The 19,014-nt window shown below is 44.6% G+C and carries 16 protein-coding genes; 12 read left to right on the top strand and 4 right to left on the bottom strand.

Annotated features, from left to right (window positions below; all coding sequences use genetic code 11):
• The first annotated feature begins 4 nt into the window (after positions 1-4).
• The 5 genes from FSB76_RS20550 to FSB76_RS20530 all read left to right on the top strand — a co-directional run bounded on the left by FSB76_RS20550 (position 5) and on the right by FSB76_RS20530 (position 4,050).
• The gene (locus FSB76_RS20550; protein ID WP_147056641.1) at positions 5-745 is read left to right on the top strand and encodes a DUF2071 domain-containing protein; all 741 of its coding nucleotides are present in this window, start codon (positions 5-7) and stop codon (positions 743-745) included.
• The gene (locus FSB76_RS20545; protein ID WP_147056638.1) at positions 733-1,503 is read left to right on the top strand and encodes a class I SAM-dependent methyltransferase; all 771 of its coding nucleotides are present in this window, start codon (positions 733-735) and stop codon (positions 1,501-1,503) included. The genes FSB76_RS20550 and FSB76_RS20545 overlap by 13 nt, the downstream gene beginning before the upstream one ends.
• Entirely contained in the window at positions 1,487-1,885 is a 399-nt protein-coding gene (locus FSB76_RS20540; protein ID WP_147056636.1) for a hypothetical protein, read from the top strand. Before FSB76_RS20545 ends, FSB76_RS20540 begins: the two co-directional genes overlap by 17 nt.
• Before the next feature lie 182 nt (positions 1,886-2,067).
• Positions 2,068-3,012 carry a hypothetical protein gene (locus FSB76_RS20535; RefSeq protein ID WP_147056634.1) on the top strand — a complete coding sequence of 315 codons (945 nt, stop codon included), beginning with the start codon at positions 2,068-2,070 and terminating at the stop codon, positions 3,010-3,012.
• Positions 3,013-3,111: 99 nt separating this feature from the next.
• The gene (locus FSB76_RS20530) at positions 3,112-4,050 is read left to right on the top strand and encodes a DUF5996 family protein (protein ID WP_147056632.1); all 939 of its coding nucleotides are present in this window, start codon (positions 3,112-3,114) and stop codon (positions 4,048-4,050) included.
• 209 nt (positions 4,051-4,259) lie between these two features.
• Here FSB76_RS20530 and FSB76_RS20525 read toward each other — a convergent pair whose 3' ends face one another.
• From FSB76_RS20525 to FSB76_RS20515, 3 genes are read right to left on the bottom strand one after another with little or no spacing between them, the layout of a single operon-like run.
• Positions 4,260-5,390, bottom strand: coding sequence for an efflux RND transporter periplasmic adaptor subunit (locus tag FSB76_RS20525; protein ID WP_147056630.1), 1,131 nt, complete (start codon positions 5,388-5,390; stop codon positions 4,260-4,262).
• Positions 5,383-8,628, bottom strand: coding sequence for an efflux RND transporter permease subunit (locus FSB76_RS20520; protein WP_147056628.1), 3,246 nt, complete (start codon positions 8,626-8,628; stop codon positions 5,383-5,385). The genes FSB76_RS20525 and FSB76_RS20520 overlap by 8 nt, the downstream gene beginning before the upstream one ends.
• Before the next feature lie 18 nt (positions 8,629-8,646).
• A complete protein-coding gene (locus FSB76_RS20515; RefSeq protein WP_147056626.1) occupies positions 8,647-10,047 on the bottom strand; it encodes a TolC family protein in 1,401 nt (466 codons plus the stop codon).
• Positions 10,048-10,138: 91 nt separating this feature from the next.
• On the opposite strand from FSB76_RS20515, the gene FSB76_RS20510 reads away from it, so the two are divergent.
• The gene (locus tag FSB76_RS20510) at positions 10,139-11,086 is read left to right on the top strand and encodes a LysR family transcriptional regulator (RefSeq protein WP_147056624.1); all 948 of its coding nucleotides are present in this window, start codon (positions 10,139-10,141) and stop codon (positions 11,084-11,086) included.
• 109 nt (positions 11,087-11,195) lie between these two features.
• Here FSB76_RS20510 and FSB76_RS20505 read toward each other — a convergent pair whose 3' ends face one another.
• Positions 11,196-11,633, bottom strand: coding sequence for a DUF1003 domain-containing protein (locus FSB76_RS20505; RefSeq protein WP_147056622.1), 438 nt, complete (start codon positions 11,631-11,633; stop codon positions 11,196-11,198).
• Between the two features lie 574 nt (positions 11,634-12,207).
• Here FSB76_RS20505 and FSB76_RS20500 point away from each other — a divergent pair.
• The 6 genes from FSB76_RS20500 to FSB76_RS20475 all read left to right on the top strand — a co-directional run bounded on the left by FSB76_RS20500 (position 12,208) and on the right by FSB76_RS20475 (position 18,944).
• The gene (locus FSB76_RS20500; RefSeq protein WP_147056620.1) at positions 12,208-15,141 is read left to right on the top strand and encodes a T9SS type B sorting domain-containing protein; all 2,934 of its coding nucleotides are present in this window, start codon (positions 12,208-12,210) and stop codon (positions 15,139-15,141) included.
• 248 nt (positions 15,142-15,389) lie between these two features.
• Positions 15,390-15,860, top strand: coding sequence for a YybH family protein (locus FSB76_RS20495; RefSeq protein WP_147056618.1), 471 nt, complete (start codon positions 15,390-15,392; stop codon positions 15,858-15,860).
• A 166-nt stretch (positions 15,861-16,026) separates the two neighbouring features.
• Complete coding sequence (locus FSB76_RS20490) at positions 16,027-16,839, top strand: helix-turn-helix domain-containing protein (RefSeq protein ID WP_147056616.1); 813 nt, start codon at positions 16,027-16,029, stop codon at positions 16,837-16,839.
• A gap of 80 nt (positions 16,840-16,919) precedes the next feature.
• Positions 16,920-17,687, top strand: coding sequence for an isocitrate lyase/PEP mutase family protein (locus FSB76_RS20485; protein ID WP_147056614.1), 768 nt, complete (start codon positions 16,920-16,922; stop codon positions 17,685-17,687).
• Positions 17,688-17,719: 32 nt separating this feature from the next.
• Entirely contained in the window at positions 17,720-18,100 is a 381-nt protein-coding gene (locus FSB76_RS20480) for a YybH family protein (protein ID WP_147056612.1), read from the top strand.
• A 145-nt stretch (positions 18,101-18,245) separates the two neighbouring features.
• Positions 18,246-18,944 (top strand): head GIN domain-containing protein, encoded by a 699-nt coding sequence (locus tag FSB76_RS20475; protein ID WP_158642944.1) that lies wholly within the window; start codon positions 18,246-18,248, stop codon positions 18,942-18,944.
• Positions 18,945-19,014: the final 70 nt, after the last annotated feature.

Raw genomic sequence — 19,014 nt, 5'->3', positions numbered from 1 at the left:
TCATATGCCTGCATTTTTAAAAGACCATCCTTTTGCTGTCGAGGCTTTTTTTGAGCATTCTGTTGTATTAACATTCGCTTTTCCGAAGGAACAATTAGCGCATTTAATTCCAGAATGTTTAACGCTGGATGCTTACCAGGATAAGTGGGCGTTTATAGCCATTGCGCTGGTTAACACCACGGGATTGCGACCAAAAGGGTTCCCTAAGTTTATGGGGAATGATTTTACGCTGATAGGTTACCGCGTATTTGTCCGTTATACCAACAATGCTGGCAAGCGCTTACGGGGCCTGTATATATTAAAATCCGAAACGGATAAAAAGATGATGGAGTACCTGGGCAACCTGTTTACCCATTATGCTTACACCACTACAGATATTGTACAACAACAGCATGACGATCAGCTTTACATCCAATCTGCAAAATCCGGTCTCGACCTGCATATAAATCTAAAAGGCGGGGAGATCGCTCTGCCTGCCGGCTCTCCTTTTACAGATTGGAAGGAGGCGCGCAAGTTTGCCGGCCCACTGCCGTTTACCTTTACATATAATAAGCAAGCAAAAAAGGTGTTGATTATTGAAGGTGTAAGGGAAGATTGGATTCCGAAACCTGTTGAGGTTATAAGCCGGCACATTTCGTTTTTTGACGATATGGAATTAGCCGGCGGGGTTTTGGCCAATGCTTTTATCATTAATAACATTCCGTATCACTGGAAAAAAGGAAGGACTGAGCAATGGAACCATTAAGAAAACCATTGCAGGGCGTATGGAACATTATCCGCTTTAACCGGCACTTTTATATCCTTGCTGCCGTATTGGTAACAGGCTTGCTTTTAGCGTCTCCTTATCTCAAGTCCCCATTCAGCGTTTTAATAGTTATATTTAGCTGCCTGGTTACCCTATCAACGTTGGTATCGTTGGCTATCTCTTTGTACATCTATGACCTTTCGGGCCTGTACAAACTAAACTGGATAAATGTAACTGTCCTGCCGGCTACCACACATCCTATACTGGTAAATATCAATGCGGGTTTTGATGAAACCAGTGCGCTTTTACAGCTTAAATACCCCGGCGCATTGTTAACAGTTTATGATTTTTATGATCCCCAAAGACATACCGAGGTTTCTATAAAACGGGCGCGAAGGGCCTACCCCGCCTTTAATGGAACGGTACGGATAAGCACCGCTGCAATACCCCTACCGGATAACTACGCCGACGTTGTATTTTTAATATTTGCCGCCCATGAAATAAGGGATAAGGCCGGTCGCGACCAATTTTTCGGGGAGCTTAACCGGGTTTTAAAACCCGGCTGCAAAATAGTGTTACTCGAGCATCTTCGGGACGTGCCTAACTTTATGGCCTACAACCTGGGTTTCTTTCATTTTATGTCCAGGCAATCCTGGTTGAGCACATTTGCTAACGCCGGACTTAACATAGCCCGCGAAACAAAATTCACTCCCTTTACTACCAACTTTGTGCTCAGTAAAAATGGAAACACAAATTAAAATAGTCGGTATAATTTTAATGGTGCTGGCTTTGCTCCACAGCGTATTCCCAAGGTATTTTAACTGGGTAACCGAACTTCGGGATGTAAGCCTTGTTAACCGGCAAATGATGTATGTGCATACTTTTTTTATCGCCCTTACCCTTGGCTTAATGAGCTGCCTGTGCCTTACCTCGGCCCATGACCTGGTTGCAACCAAACTGGGTAACCGCATTGCTTTCGGTTTGGGAATATTCTGGACGGCAAGATTAGTAATCCAATTTTTTGGTTACTCGTCAGATTTGTGGAAGGGTAAACGCCTGGAAAGCACTGTACACATTATTTTTTCTGTTTTGTGGCTATACATGAGTGTGGTGTTTTTTATGATTTATTTTTATTATTAAAAACATCCTTGCGTTTACAGATAGTATTTAACTGATAAACTGTACCTCCTTTTTCAGTTGGCACCAAAGAAGTTTTTTTGAACAATAACGACGAAGAGAATACTGATCGGCCAGGTTGATATTTTCAATATCTTGTAATATTTGGCCGATGTTGCAATCAAATAACAAAGTTTAATTTATTAATGTCCGATTCAAGTTTCAGGTTCAAAAACCTCTTTTTGCCCTATTTGATTTTAAATACAAGTTTTATCGGTCTTTTTACTTTTTTCCATTGGTTGCTGTGCATTTACCTGCGCTGGTTTACACCTACGGAATCGATGATCATCTATGGCTTACCACTTATAACTTGTCAGTGGCCGGTGCTGATATTTATTATGCCACGTCTGCGTTTTCTAAAGCTTGAGCCCGATAGTGGCCGTGGAAATCCTACCGGCTTTTATTTTTTGCTTGCCATCTTTGGCTTATGTGTGCCAACGATATTTGCTCAAAAGTATTTGATTGTCCGTACCGATAGACTAACCGAACTACAATCGGTTAGCCAGGTAGCCCAAAAGCCCTTAACCCGGTATTATAAAATTAAAGATTTTTATGCATGTAAAAAACAGGCGACTGTTTACAGTACCCATTTTATAAGCGGCGATCATAAGGAAAATTTCGGCGTCGAGATATATTTTGCTTGCCCCGCGTATGCCAGCCCAAAAGATACCATAACTAATAACCTCGACCTTGTAAAGACCAACATTGTAGTTCTTAAACCAATAGCTTGGTTGGGTATAAAATATCAGGAGCTTGTAAAAAACCAGGGGCATGAAAGCAACGATGCCGAGATAGATCGTTTTACAGATGACGTTTATCTCCGGTTCAGTACCAAAAACTTACAAGAGTTTAATTACCTGGAACGGATGGACAACAGTGGCCCTTACCAGGCTTACCTTGCCGCAATCAACACTTCCAGGAATATCCAACTCAATAAAGCTCTAATTTTCGAGGCCTATGGCGAGGGTTTTGAGCCTGGATCAAGAGCAGATTTTTATTTGCTTTTTTGCCTTATATCGTTCCTTATTATCCAGGGTGTCTGGCTGGCAATGGTTTATAAGGCAGGTTTAGCGGAAGAATATAGAACATAGCGAAATGACGGCTGTTTGGCAAAATCAGGCGTAGGTTTACAGTAATTATATCTCAAAACATAAACTGTCCTCCATTGTTCCCTAAAAAATCCACAGCAAATGAATAATCACCCCAACCCTAACTGGCCTGTTTTAGATTATCATAATCTCAAAGAAACTATAGCGACTGTACACATGTACACCCAGGTAGTTGGCAAAATAAGGCTGCAGCAAATGCCCTGGATCAATCATTCATGGCAGGTTACTTTGTATGTTAGCCCAACAGGGCTAACAACCGGCAGTATGCCATATGAGGGTGGTATTTTCCAGATCGACCTTGATTTCATTAGCCACCAGGTACAGATAAGTACCAGCCAGGGAGCAAAGCTTGATTTTGCCATGGGTGGTAAAACGGTATCCGAATTTTATACCGGTTTAATAAGTACCCTGCAACAAGCCGGCGTGGACGTAACCATTTACGCGGTACCCAACGAGGTTGACCCAGCCATACCTTTTGCCCAAAACCATGCCCCCTGCGGCTATGATGCCGCTGTAATGCACAACTTTTGGCAGGCCCTGGTACGCATACACAATGTATTTACCGATTTTCGGGCCGGTTTCCGGGGCAAAAACAGCCCGGTACATTTTTTCTGGGGTGGTTTTGATTTGGCTGTTACCCGTTTTTCGGGCAAGCCGGCCCCCCTGCACCAGGGCGCAATGCCCAATATGCCCAAAGCCGTAATGCAGGAGGCCTACTCGCACGAGGTAAGCTCATGCGGCTTTTGGGCGGGTTCGGATGCATTTCCACACCCTACATTCTATTCATATTGTTACCCTACCCCGGATGATTTTGGCACACAGCAGGTGGCACCACCCGAGGCATTTTACAGCACCGAAATGGGCGAGTTCCTGCTCACTTATGAATCGGTGCAACGAGCTGCAAATCCCGAAGCTACTTTGCTTGAGTTTATGCAAACTACCTATGATGCCGCTGCAACAACCGGCAACTGGGACAAAAACCTGCAATGTGACTTATCAGCCCTGAAGAACCGGCGTTAACAGATTGCAAGGCATCTTATAAAATAACCCGGCCCTGCATCCGTAAGCTACCATGTACTTCATCTTTTAATAAAAGAAAATTGCCGATAGAGCAACGGGAGGCAAAGAGCGGGGCATAAAAGTGAAACCATATCCCGGGCGTAGAAAAATTGTTGAACGCCTTGCATGCAGACCAGCCAATCGGAATGCAGGGCGTTCAAATTTTTTTCTTACTGTTTTTCCTTCACGTTGCTTCCGTTCCTTATTTCATCGCTGGCAACTTTTACCAGTTTATCGCCAGGTTTAAGATCGCCGAATATTTCCATCATATCGCCCGATGTAAGACCTTTTTTTACATCAACCCATTGGGCTTTGTTGTTTACTACTTTAATTACAAAAACCTTCTCTGTTGATGTTGCTACCGCCGTTTTGGCCACCACAAAGGTGCTGTCGCCGTCGGGCAGCGGAACGTTAACTTCGGCAAACATATGCGGCAGTAGTTTTTTACTTTTATTGTAAACATCCATTTCCAAACGCTCGGCCCTTAGCTTTTCGTCAAGCGCACCGGCCATACGTTTTACCTGGGCTGTAAATTTTTCATTAGGCAAGGCTTTTATGGTAAAATTCACTTCGCTTTTATTACTTAATGATCCGGTATAGTTTTCGGGTACCGATACCACCAAACGCAGCCTGTTTTGATCCTGCAAAGTAAACAATGGATCGGATCCTTTACCACCGGGGCCTACATAAGCGCCCAGGTTTACATTACGGCTGGTGATAACACCATCAAAAGGAGCCCTTATCTCCAGGTAAGCCAGATTAGCCGATACTTCTTTTAATGCAGATTTTGCAGCTTCCACATTAGCCATATCCGCATTCTTTTTAGCTTCGGCCTGTTCCAGGTCGTTCAGCGAAATAGTTCCGGGGGTTTTGCTGGTGCTTACCAACCTGTCGTAGGTTGCTTTGCTGGCATAATAAACAGCCTCATACTGTTTAATGCGCGATTGCGCACCTGCCAGCTGCGAGTTTATTTCGGGTGCCTCTAACACCACCAGCAACTGGCCGGCATGTACTTCAGACCCTATATCAACTAAAAGCTTTTTTACGTAGCTGTTAACTTTTGCATAAAGGTCAACCTGCTGGTAAGGGATCAGCTCGCCTGGGATAGAAATGCTGCTGCTTAATTTACCTTTGGTTACCGGCACCAGTTCAACAGTTGGCGTTTCTGCAGCTGCCTGCGTTTGCTCTTCTGCCTGTTGGTCTTGTTTTTCCTTATCATCAGAGTGGCAAGCACTTAATGAGCTTAAAGCAATAGCAAAAGCGGCAAGGATAAGTATCGGTTTATTTTTAAATTTATTCATGATGATGTAAAGGGACATAAAATTTACTTTCTTTATCTTCTGGGTCTAATGAAACGGATTGGGTTGTGGCGTTGCCTTGTACCCATGCAAAAACCAGTGGTAACACCAGCAAAGCTGCAAAGGTTGAGGCTATAAGCCCGCCAATAACGGCACGGCCTAATGGCGATGTTTGATCGCCTCCTTCGCCCAGGCCCGATGCCATGGGCACCATGCCTACAATCATGGCCAAACTGGTCATCAAAATAGGGCGTAACCGAAGAGCAACTGCCTCGCGGGCCGATTTTAACGCGTCGCCATTGTGCTTACGTAATTCTTCAGCGTTGGTTATCAGCAATACCGCATTGGAGATGGATACACCTACCGACATGATCATACCCATGTACGATTGCAGGTTGAGTGTCGACCCCATTATTTTTACCAAAAACAACGACCCAAACAATACAGCCGGTACTGTTGATAATACGACCAATGACATTTTAAACGATTGGAAATTTGCAGCCAGCATCAGGAATATTACCAGGATGGCTACTATCAACCCCGATTGCAGGCTATCCAGTGTATCTGTTAACGTTTGGCTCATACCGCGCATTTCAATAGTTAAACCGCGAGGTGGTTTGCCTAACGAGTTAATGGCTTTTTGCACATCGGTTGTGGCTGTTCCCAAATCCTTGTTGTATAAGTTGGCCGTTACCGATAGGGTTGGTATTGCGCCAATATTATCGTTTTCGCCGTTGGTAACCCCTGTTTTAATATCGGCAACATCGCCCAGTACCGGGCGGGCCTGGTTGGCCAACACGGGTATCTCGCGCACATCATTCAGACTGCTCATCTGGTACTCGGGCACCTGTACCTGTACAAGGTAGCTTAAGCCTGCCTTTTCATCAATCCAGTTATTTTTTTCGGTAAACCTTGATGACGATGTGGAGGCTACCAGTGACCGCGAAATGTCGTTTAATCCAACACCCAATTGAGCCGCCCGTTGCCTGTCGATATTGATATCGATGGTTGGATAATTAAATGACTGCCCTATTTGCGCGTCGCGCAGGTATTTGATATCCTTTAGTTTATCTAAAATTTTGAAGGCATATTCCTGGTTTTGTTTTTTGTTTTTGCCCGACAATGCAATTTCGATAGGTGTAGGCGAGCCCTGGCTTAGAATTTTATCAGTAAGCTCTATCGGCTCAAAAGATAACTTTACGCCCGGTATTTGTTTAGCAACCTGGTAGCGTATTTTTTCTTTCAAATCATCAAGGTTTACTTTGTAATCCTCGGTTAAGCTTATCTGCATAACGGCCTCCTGCGGGCCGGCCATAAACAGGTATATCGGGTTGGTTGAAAACGACGACGGGTGCGAGCCAACAAATGTTGAGGTGATAGCAATGTGGTTTTTGCCCACAATGTCGCCCAATATATGCTGTGCCTTAACCGCTATAATCTCGGTACGTTCAAGCCGGGTACCATCCGGCGCTCGTAAACGTACCTGGAATGTGCCGGAATTTACTTTAGGCAATACATCGCGCCCAATGATGTTGAACAGTAAAAAAGCCAAAGCAAATGCGCCTATTACGTATGCGGTTACAATAAGCTTACGGGCAGGCAGCATACGGTCCATCAGGCGCATAAAGCTTTCCCTGAACTTGTCAAAACGGGTAGCCTTTTCGCCATGGTGCTCCAGCGCAAGCTTCATCGCTTTTTCTTTTTGCTCCCATGGCTCACCTTCATCCTCCAACGCAAAACCATCCGGGTGGCTGTGGTCTTCGTGCTTGTTCACCATAATCCAGTTGGCCATGATGGGTACAAATGTTTGGGCCAAAAAGTAAGAAATGATCATTGAGAAACCGATGGCTAATGCCAGTGGCAAAAACAAAGCTCCGGGTATACCTGTCATGGTAAAAGCCGGTGCAAACACCGCCAGGATACAAAACAGGATCAATAATTTGGGGAAGGCTATCTCTTTACAGGCATCCCATATAGCTAATGCCTTGGGCTTACCCATATCAAAATGCTGGTGAATATTTTCGATAGTCACCGTTGATTCATCCACCAGGATCCCGATAGCCAGCGATAGTCCGCTCAGCGTCATGATATTGATGGTTTGATGAAACAGCGAAAGGAAGAATATTGCCGAGATGATACAGGTTGGGATGGTTAATATTACAATTAACGCACCGCGCCTGTCGCCCAGGAACAGTAATACCATTAAGCCGGTAAGTACCGCGCCGATAGCACCTTCTTCGGCCAAACTTTTAACGGCATTTATAACATATATCGATTGATCGAATACAAAAGACAGCTTTACATCCGGCGGTACCAAAGCCTGGAACCTTGGTAATGCCTTCTTCAAATTCTGCACTACCTCCCAGGTTGATGCCGTGGCCGATTTGGTAATAGGCAGGTAAACCGAACGCTTGCCGTTAATAAGCGCATAACCGTTAGTAATATCTGCCCCGTCCTCGATGGTTGCAACATCGCGCATAAATACGGTTTGGATACCGTTTTTATACAACGGGATATCCCCAAAATCCTTCACATTTTTTATGGTGGTGTTTGACGGCGCCAGGTAATTATAATCGCCTATACGTACGTTACCCGCGGGGGTGTTCTGGTTGTTTTCGCGCAGGGCAGCAACAATCTGGTCGGGCGTTAAATTGTGAGTTCTTAGCGCAGTGGGATCTATTTTAATCAAAATGGTGCGCTGGTTACCTCCAAACGGCGCAGGCGCAACCAAACCCGGTATTGATGTAAATGACGAGCGGATGTAAACAGAAGCATAATCAAGCAATTCATTATTGGTACGGGTGGCGCTGCTTAATACCAGCTGGCCAACCGGCAGGGTGGAGGCATCGAACCTGAGAATGAACGGTGGCTGCGAGCCCTGCGGAAATGCCGACTGCGCCCGGTTGGTGTAACTCGTGACCTCGGCCGCGGCCTGTGCCATATTGGTACCCTCGTAAAAAGTAACTTTTATTAATGTTAAGCCCTGTATGTTTTTTGTTTCGATACTTTTAACGCCCGATACAAATAACAGCAGGTTAACATATTGCTTACCAAAGTAAGCCTCCATTTGGTTTGGGGTAAAACCACCATATGGGTGAGATACATAGATAACCGGCAGGTTCAAATCCGGAAAAATGTCGATCTTGATGGTACGTACCGCATTTATCCCGAAAAAAAACAACCCGGCTACTATAACCAATATGGTAATTGGTTTTTGAAGCGCCCCTTTTATCATTCCCATTATTTATATAATATATCTTTAAAAATTATTAATGAACAATCCAAAATCGCCGGTAGCGGCTGCTTTGTAAAGCAATGCCTGCCATACGTTGTTGGATGCTATGTACTTGTCAACTTCGGCACGGTTTAGCGTGTAAAGCGCCTGCGTAAAATCAACAATGTTTGATAGCCCGTTTTTATACAGCGCGTATTTTTGGGTATAGGCATCGCTGGCTGCTTTTACTTCAACGGGTACTTCGTTGTAGTTTTTAAGTGCGTTGCTGATGCGGGTTTCGGCCAATGACTGCTGGGCCTGTAGCTGCTGGGCTACCAGGTCATAATCATTTTTATACTGCGCCGATGTGAATTTTTGCGATTGTACCTGGTAGTGTGTCCTGAAAATAGTTGTAAAATTCCAAACCATAGCCACGCCAAATAAATAATTATAACGGGTAGGGTCGGCACCGGCACCATAGCTGCTGTTGTAACTGCTTTGGTTGGTGCCATAATCGGAGTTAAAGCCCGAACCTCGGCCCTGGTAAACACCAAACAGGCTAAAAGTGGGTAAGGCAAACGTTTTAAGGTATTTGGCTTGCTCATCGCTCACGCCTATCCGGTTTTGGAAATAACGCAAAGTAGGATGATCTGTAACAGCGACGGCGCTTTGCGCGGCCAGGGTTGTTGGCGCTTTGGTAATAAAGGCGCTATCCAGTTCAAATTCCTGCGCCGGGATGCCTAAGTAAACAGAAAGCTGGTTGCTTTGGTCCTGTACCGTTTGCCGGGTATTGGTTAAAGCTATGCGGGCATTTGATACTTCGGCATTAGCTAATGATGAATCAACACCGGCATTAAGTCCGTTTTTTACACGGGCCGTAACTACTTTTTGCAATTCGATAGCCCGGTTAAGGTTATCTTCCTGTGCTTTTTGCAATTGCTGGGCAGCCAGCAGGTTAAGATAGGTACTCGCCACTCGTATCTGGTGCTGAAAAGTTTCCTGGGTCAGGTCGGCCTGTTCGCGGTTTACAACCTGGCTTTGCACTTTAACTTTTTCCTTCGCTTTACCAAAGCTGAAAAAATCCCAGCTTACGTTGCTCAGATAAAGGGAGCCAAATGCCGAATTCCAGTTCTGCTTAGGTAGTGCAGGGCCCGATGATGCTGCCGAAAGACCATGATAGCCATAGAGCGGGCCGTTTTGGCCATTGGCGGTTCCGTAGTCTTGCTGTGCCGAGATGCTTACATCTGGTAAATATTCTGTGCGTGTTTCTTTTAAATATGCCCTGGCAGCGTTTAACTGATTAGCTTTCGACTTGATGGTACCGTAATTAGCGAGCGCCATTTGTTCAGCATCTTTAATATTGAGAACCTTTTGCTGAGCCTGAGCCTGGATGACATAAAAAACACCTAAAAACAGAAGTAATTGTTTTGAAGGTATCTGTAACATTGTAGTGTAATTTGTACACGGCAAATGTAGATTTATCATATATATTAGAAAAATGAATTAATTTTGTCATAATCATTAGAAAAACTAATATATGAATATTGCACTGCATCACTTCCGTTTGGTTGATACAATTTCTAAAGAAGGATCGCTTACAAAAGCTGCTACAACTTTGCACCTGACACAGTCGGCGCTGAGCCATCAATTGAAAGAATTGGAGCGCGAAATGGATATTGAAGTTTTTCACCGGCAGGGTAAGAAACTCCATCTTAGCGAGCAGGGATACCGCTTCCTGCGGAGCGCTGAAAAGATCCTGGCCGAGCTGAATTCGCTGGAGGAAGACATCCAGAATTACAAGAACGGCAAAACCGGAAAACTCACCATCAGCATGCAATGTTACACGGCTTATCATTGGTTGCCAGGCATCATTAAATATTATAAAAACCGCTGGCCTGATATCAATATCCACATTTTATCGGATGCAACACGCCGTCCACTGGAGTATTTAATGCGCGGCGAACTGGACATTGGCATAGTGCGTACGCAGATGATAAACACCAAAATTGTGTACGAACCCATCTTTGAAGATCACCTGGTAGCCGTGATTTGCGGCGATCATCCGCTGGCAAAAAAGGACGTAATCAGCGTATCGGATTTCCAGGACGAAGAGCTCATTTTACCGTTGTATGATCCATCATACCAGGACACGCCGGTGATTGAAGCCCTCATCCAGGCGCAGCAGGTAAAACCCAAAACGCTGCACCGCATTCACTACACCGATGCCACTATCGAGATGGTAAACGCAGGCCTTGGCATCAGCGTTATGGCAGACTGGATTGTTAAACCATACCTCAATGGTCGCAACATTGTGACAAAACCACTACATCATACCATTGCCCAACGCACCTGGTACGCCGCCACCATTAAGCAAACACCGGCCATTCAAAACTTTTTGGAGTGCCTGAAAATGCATTTTTCTATCAACGGACTGATTGGAACACCAGTTGAAGAGGTATTGGCAGAGATGGCCGAAGTAGTTTAACATGCTTTTACTATCTACACCTGTCCTGCTTTTTAAAATAGAAACTGAATGTTTAAAACAGAAAGCTCAAAGGCTTGTTGCACCGGGCTTTCTGCTTTAGACTGTTTTACTATAATGACGGAGACGATGGTGACTTATCCGGACAAATCTGTTTCAGCATTTCGATGATCTTATCCAACTTCTCAATTTCAATTGAATTTAGTTTTGCCAGCAATTGTTCTATTTCCTGTTTGGCTTCTACGTTTGTTTTAAAATCGGCATCGGCCTGGGCGCGATCGCGCTCACCTTGCCTGTTTTGGGCCATCATGATAATTGGCGCGGCATACGCGGCCTGTGTAGAAAAAAGCAGGTTTAGCAGGATAAAAGGGTAAACATCCCAATGGGTTACAAATGCAACCACGTTAAGGCCCATCCATAAGATTACTATCACCGACTGAATGATAATAAATCGCCATGAACCCATCCCCCTTGCTACGCTGTCGGCCAGCCTTTGGCCAAATGCTAATGATGCTGTGTGCTTCTCATGCCACGTTTTGTTTTGTTCCATTTCTTTTAATTTTATTGATGATTAAAAGCGGGCAGGGAAATTCGCGCTTAAGCAGTAATGTTAAGCAAAGCTTTTGTAAAAAACTTGTTTAAACGGTCAAATTTTTAGCGCGTCGCTGTTTTTTTCAGATCATGTTATCAAAAGGACGAGGAACAAATAAAATTTAGCTTTCGGTCATGGCAAACAGATCTAAATAGCCAATGGAGATAAGCTGTTATTAATATTAGCTAACAGAATAAGCTTATACCGTCGGGAAGATATAAGCATCAAACCACACCTTTTTTTATTGGCTTATTGTGGTTAAATTATCCAGGTATCAAATAGGCCTGCACTGGTCTCCAACAGGCACAAATATTGGGACACGCCTAAATTGCGGTGTTAATTAGTGTTAACCATGATAAAATATTGATTATAAAGATATTGTAAAAAATACAAGTAAAATGTGTTAAGTTATGTTAACCCAGTTAGATGCATTTACCCTGAGCTTTCGTTAAACTTGTTACCATTATTAGGCAAAAACCCATATTTTGGTGCCATCCAATTTTTATAACAATAAGCAGGCCTTCAGCAAAGTATGAATAAAAGATATACCTGTTTTTTATGGCTTTTAATTCATATCATTTTTTCTGTCGGCGCTTTTGCGCAGTCACCTGCAAAAGTCAACGCCGTATTTCAAATTTATAAGGATAGTGTGCAGGCCGTACCTTCATTTGCATTAGGCAAGGTGGCGGCAATTGGCAACAGGCAGCTTAAAGTGAATGCAACACCAACAGTATTGGCGCCAAATATTAAATATCAAAGTCCGCAGGTTTACATTACCAATACTATTATACCATCATTAACGCCTGTCAACACAGGCGGCGTGGTGCCTGCAGCAATCTACGGGCAGGTAAGTACATTTGCCGGCGGGCGGGCCCCGGTTACTTACGATTCGCAGGGAACCGATGCTGGCTTTAACCTGCCCTCGGGTATTAGTACCGATGCTACAGGCAACATTTACGTTTCGGATTTTGGCAGTGGCGGCATTCGTAAAATATCGTCTGCGGCTAATGTGCACACTATTGCCAACACCAACTCGCCATCGGGATTGGCGCTTGATAGCAAGGGCAATATTTACGTTACCGATTTTAATACCAATAAGATTCTTAAAATTACCCCGGCGGGCGTATCGTCGGTTTTTGCAGGCAGCGGCAACGCCGGCAAAAGTGATGGCACCGGTAACGCTGCTTCATTTAACGCGCCAGGAGGTATAACGATTGATGCATCGGACAATATTTACGTGGCCGACCAGCAAAATAACAGCATTCGGATGATTAGCCCTGCGGGGGTAGTTAAAACACTTGCCGGTAGTGGAGTTGCAGGTGCCAATAACGCTAACGGCCTGGCGGCTACATTTAATAATCCGGATGGTCTTGCAATTGACAAACAGGGCAATATTTACGTGGCCGATACCAAAAATAACATGATCAGGAAGATTGCAACCGATGGCTCGGTTACAACCGTTGCCGGTAGCGGGGCAATGGGCAATGCCGATGGGTTAAAAACTGCTGCCTCCTTTAACTATCCTACCGGGCTGGCAATTGATGCACCGGGTAATTTGTATGTGGCCGATTATAAAAATCATTCTATCCGGAAAATTACCCCGGCTGGCCAGGTAACAACCATTGCCGGTAACGGTTCTCCTGGTAGTGTAAATAGTATTGGTAGCGCCGCAACTTTTAATTATCCCATTGGCCTGGCTTTTGATTTCAATGGCAACCTATTTATAACCGATTTTGGCAATTACCTGGTAAGAGAGATAAACTTAACCGGTTATGCTATTGATAAACAGCTGCCCCCGGGATTGGTATTTGACCCTAAAACCGGTATTATCAGCGGTACGCCAACCGCAGCATCGCCCGCTACCGATTATACCGTTACGGGTTATAACGCGGGAGGCAGCAGCAGTACAACTATAAATATCCAGGTTAGCGATGTGCCGCTTAAGCCATCAGTTATCACTTTTACAGGTCTGCCGCAGGCAGCTAAAAATATTATAAAACCCAGTGCTTCCAGTACTAACCCCGAAACACCAATTATTTTTACCAGCAGCAATCCTGCAGTGGCAACCATTACCGCCGATGGCAATGTACTGCTTACCGGCGTGGGCTATACAACAATTACCGCCACCCAGGCGGGCAATGCCAATTACAGCACAGCCGCCCCGGTATCGCGACAGCTTGTTGTATACCAGCAGGGGTATATTGCCTTTGCGGCCCTGCCGGTTAAGCACCTTAACGATGCCGATTTTGCTCCCGTAGCAAAAAGCAATGTTACCGCTTTCCCTATAACTTATACCAGTAGCAACCCGCAGGTAGCAACCATTGTTAATGGGTTAATTCATATTACAGGTATAGGCACCACAACCATTACCGCATCGCAGGCAGGTGATGTTTTGAATATTGCCGCAACGCCAGTTACCCGGGAACTAACCGTTAGCCCGATGCTGGCATTTGGAGCTATATCTTCAAAAATAACGTGCGACAATGATTTTGACCCTGGAGCCACCAGCCTGAAGCCAATTACGTATACCAGCAGTAACCCCACCGTAGCAACCATTGTAAATGGCCAGGTTCACATGGTTGCCGCAGGCACATCAACCATAACGGCCACCAGTAATGGCGAGGTGCTTACCCAGGTTTTAACGGTTAATGCCGTGTCACAGCCAGCCATATCTATTAGCTCAGATCTGCATAATCCCAATTGCAACGGTACGGTTATTTTATTTACTGCAAATCCTACTAACGCAGGTACAAGTCCAACTTATGCCTGGCAGGTAAATGGCAGCGCTGTGGGCACCAATAGCACTACATTTTCAAGCAGTACACTGGCCAATGGCGATGTTGTTACTTGTACACTCACCAATAGCAGCACCTGTGCCGGGCCATTGTCCGCCCAGTCAAATACCATCACTCTCAACGTAATAAAGCCACTTAACCCGTCACCATCGGTAACTATAACCGCATCTGCCAATGGAGTATATGCAGGCACCGCAGTTAGGTTTACCGCAACAGCACAACCCGCCGCCGTTACCACCTACCAATGGCAGGTAAACGGCACTAACATGGGCTTAAATCAAAGTACATTTACCGGCAACGCTTTTAATAATGGCGATGTGGTTACCTGTACCATTACAACAAGCAATGCCTGTACAGCACCCGTTACCAGTAATTTGCTGGTTGTAAATATTTTGCCACCTGTTGTTATAACTGTTGTCAACGCATTTAGCCCCAATGGCGATGGCGTTAACGATACCTGGAATATACCCAACCTTTCTTTTTTTCCTGATTGCCTGGTAAGTGTGTTTAACCGGTACGGGCTTAAGGTGATGCAATCAACCGGTTATACCAAAGCCTGGGATGGCACGTACGGCGGCAAAACATTACCTGCCGGGGTATATTATTACATCATCGATACCAAAGATAGCAGCAGGCCCAGGCTATCCGGTAATGTTACTATTTTAAGATGAATTACGTTTTTGGGCGTTTCCACCACTGGTAGAAGTGGTGGCCGTGCTATCTGCTCATACTGCACGCCCGGTGCTATACCCACCGCAGGCCTTAGGCACGGGCCAGTATCCGCGGCTATCACTTACGCGCTCTCAGGTTCCCACTCAGGCTATCAAATACAACAGTAAATACAGCAAACAGTTCCGGTTTGTACAATTTTGTCACCGGCGGCAACAATAGCTTTGTATCATCATTAAATATTGTTGTTATGTTTAAAATCACCCTTATTATTACCCTGGCCTTGTCGTCATTTTTTTATGCCGTTAATGCCCAACAAAAAAGTAAAAATCCAGACCTGTCCGAAGCTAAAAAAGCGATAGCCGAAAGTAACCGTGTTTATTTCCAGGCTTTTGTTAAAAATGATCCGGCCATATTTATCAACCGGTATGCCAAAGACTGCTGGATAATGCCGCCAAATGCGCCGGCCATGCAAGGGGCCGATGCACCGCTTAAGTTTTTTAAAATGGCCTATGACAAAATAGGACTACGAAACGGAAAATTTATTACCCTTGATGTATTTGGCGATGGCGAGCGTTACGTGACCGAAGTAGGGCTTTGGAAATCATACCATGCCAACAATAAGCTGTTTGACGAAGGCAAATTCCTGGTATTGTGGAAGAAGACTCCCGCGGGCTGGAAGATGTTCCGCGATTCGTTCAGCAGCGACCGCCACAAATAATACAATAAATCGTGGATGATGTAACAGAAGAATCGTAAATTCACATTTAGTAAAACTTTCAAAATAATTTTTACACTTTAATTGGAGTGAGCTAATGTTCGATTCTGAATTTATCTATCTTGAAGTAAAGTCTCCCCTACCGGGGGAGATTTAGAGGGGGCTCATTATGGAATTTAAACATTTTTTTCCATCGGACATTTTAAAGCCTTATGTAAGGCATTACTATATTTTTGAATCAGATTCGGACGCGGAATTTGAGGATACTGTATTTCCGAGCGGCGATATGGAAGTTATTTTCAACCTGGGTAGTGGTACCTGGGAATCGTCGGTTGATGATAAATTTCTGAAGACACCGCCCATTGAGCTATGGGGACAAATTACAAAACCCCTGGCCATCCGATCGAAAGGACGGCATACCATGCTGGGCATTAAGTTTTTTACGCATTCGGCAGCTTATTTTTTTAACGATGAAATCGGAATTTTTAATGACCAGATAACCGACTTTGCGGATGTTGTTGGCAATCCTGCAAAAACACTCCATGCCCGTCTGCTGGAAACAACAGACCAGCTAAAAAGAATAACCCTGATAGAAAACTTCCTGGTACAACGACTGATGGACAGCGAAAAAAGAGCATCGGGAATTGACAGGGTGGCTCATATTTTATCAAGCATAAAAAAAGAACCCGCGGAAAATAACCTGGGCAATATTGCCTCAAAATATGGCATTACACCGCGTTACCTGCACAAATTAATTTACCGGCATACCGGTTTGTCGCCATCGTCATTCAATAAAATCATCCGTTTTCAGTACAGCCTGAAGCTCATCACCAAAAACGAGCAGCCTTTCACCACTATTGCTTATGATAGCGGGTATTTTGACCAGTCGCATTTTATACGCGATTTTAAATCTTTTACAGGCTTTACACCCTCGGCCTACCTGCAAAATATAACCCCGGTTAACCAGCTTTTACAGCAATAATTTAAACCGTTCCGGTTTGTACAATTTCGGCATTTGCAGCCGCTATACCTTTGTTTCAACAATTAAAACAAAGGTACAACATGAATAATTTCGAAACATTTTCGCAACTGCACCAAAACCCAACCCCGTTTATTTTAGGGAATATTTGGGATGTAAAGAGTGCACAAATTTTTGAGGCTAGTGGTTACCAGGCCATTGGTGTTTCCAGCCAGGCACTATCAAATGCAATGGGTTACCAGGATGGCGAGAACCTTCCATTTGAAGTGCTGCTGCAACTGGCCAAGCGGGTTGTTGAGATAGTCCATATCCCCTTTTCGGTAGATATGGAAGGTGGTTACAGCCGCACTATCGAGGGTATTATTACCAATATTGACAAACTGCACGATGCAGGTGTGGTTGGCATAAACCTGGAAGATACTATTGCCGGCACCAGCCGGTATTTGCAGCCTGTTGATGAATTTCAAAAAGCGCTGTCGGCAGTGGCAAACCACATCAGCAGGAACAACTTAAAGCTGTTTTTAAACATCCGTACCGATGGTTTCCTGCTGGGCCTGCCATCGGCATTGTCCGAAACACTTATCCGCGTAAAAAATTATGAAAACGCGGGTGCCAGCGGCTTTTTTGTGCCCTGCATTACCGATAGTAACGATATTAAGGCGGTTGTGAATGCTACAGGTTTGCCCGTTAACGTCATGTGCATGCCTGCACTGCCCGATTTTGAAGCACTGGCTTCGCTGGGTGTAAAACGCGTTAGCATGGGACCGTTTCTTTTTAACAAAGCCTATGATAATGTTAGCCGGATTGCAGCAGCAGTCATCAGCGATAAAAACTTTCTATCAATTATTTAACCATTTTAATTCACCTATAAATTTAATAAACCATGAACTTACCAAAAAGGGCCGAAGATGCCCATGCAACCCTGGCCGCTGCTTTTAACACAGGCGATGTAGCCACCGTAATGAGTATGTACGATGTAACCGGCATTATTGTACCCGAACCCAACAAGCCGGTATCGGGCAGGCAACAGTTTGAAGATTCGATAAAAGCCATTTTATCCATCAAAGGAAAAATGGAAATTAAAACCGTGTATTGCCTGCAAACAGGAAGTATCGCCCTTGGCCGCTCGGAGTGGAGCATTACCGATGGCGACGAAGTAAAAGTGGCCGCCAAAGGCATCGAAGTAATGCAGCAGCAGGCCGATGGTACCTGGAAAATAATCATCGACCAGGCCTTTGGCGCCGAAGCTGACCTGGTAGCTTAAAAACAGCCCAACAACGTGTTTCAACCGGCCCTAACTCTTTATGGGATTACCATTTACCCACATTTTGGGATCCCATCAAGCATTAAAACCAGTTGTATGCAACGTTTTAGCCGGCCGGTGCGTCTTATAAACAAAAAAGATGATCATGAAAAAACTTATCTTCTCTGGGATGGCATTGCTGCTTACCGCTTTCATAGCTGTTAATGCATCAGCGCAAGTGGTTACACGAAATGTATCGGGCTATACCGGTATTGCCTGCGGCGGCCCGTTCAATGTATTTATAAAAATTGACGGCACAGAAAGTATTAAGCTTGATGTAGACGCCGATGTGGTGAATGATATTAAAACCGAAGTAGAAAACGGAGTGCTAAAGGTTGAATTTAAAGACCATTGGAACAAGCACAACAATATTCAACGCGCCAATATTTATATTACGGCCAAAACGTTAAAATATTTGGCCAACAGCGGGTCGGGCAATATGACCGTAGATGGTATGGTAACCGGCGAAAATGCCAGGGTTGCGCTGAGCGGATCGGGCAATGTTAAAACGGCGGTTAAGTCATCAACCCTTGATTTGCGTTTAAGCGGTTCAGGTTCTATCGATATTAAAGGAAGCACCGGCATGGCTGATGTAAACATTGCCGGATCTGGCGAGGTAAACGGCAAGGAACTAAAAACCGAAACTGTAGAAGCCAGGATTGCCGGCTCGGGCAGTGTTAATATCATCGCCAATAAAACCGTGTCGGCCCGTATAGCCGGTTCGGGCAGTGTTTTATACTCGGGCAATGCCACAACCGGCGAAACAAAATATATGGGATCGGGCAGAGTGAGTAAAGTAGACTAATGTTAAGTCCTTAGTCTTGAGTCAAAAGTCAAATTTATTCTTTTTGACTTAGAACTATCGGTCATTATGT

Source organism: Mucilaginibacter ginsenosidivorax (assembly GCF_007971525.1).
Lineage (GTDB): Bacteria > Bacteroidota > Bacteroidia > Sphingobacteriales > Sphingobacteriaceae > Mucilaginibacter > Mucilaginibacter ginsenosidivorax.
The sequence above is the reverse complement of the archived record's forward strand: the minus strand, read 5'-3'. Positions and strand labels throughout refer to the sequence as shown.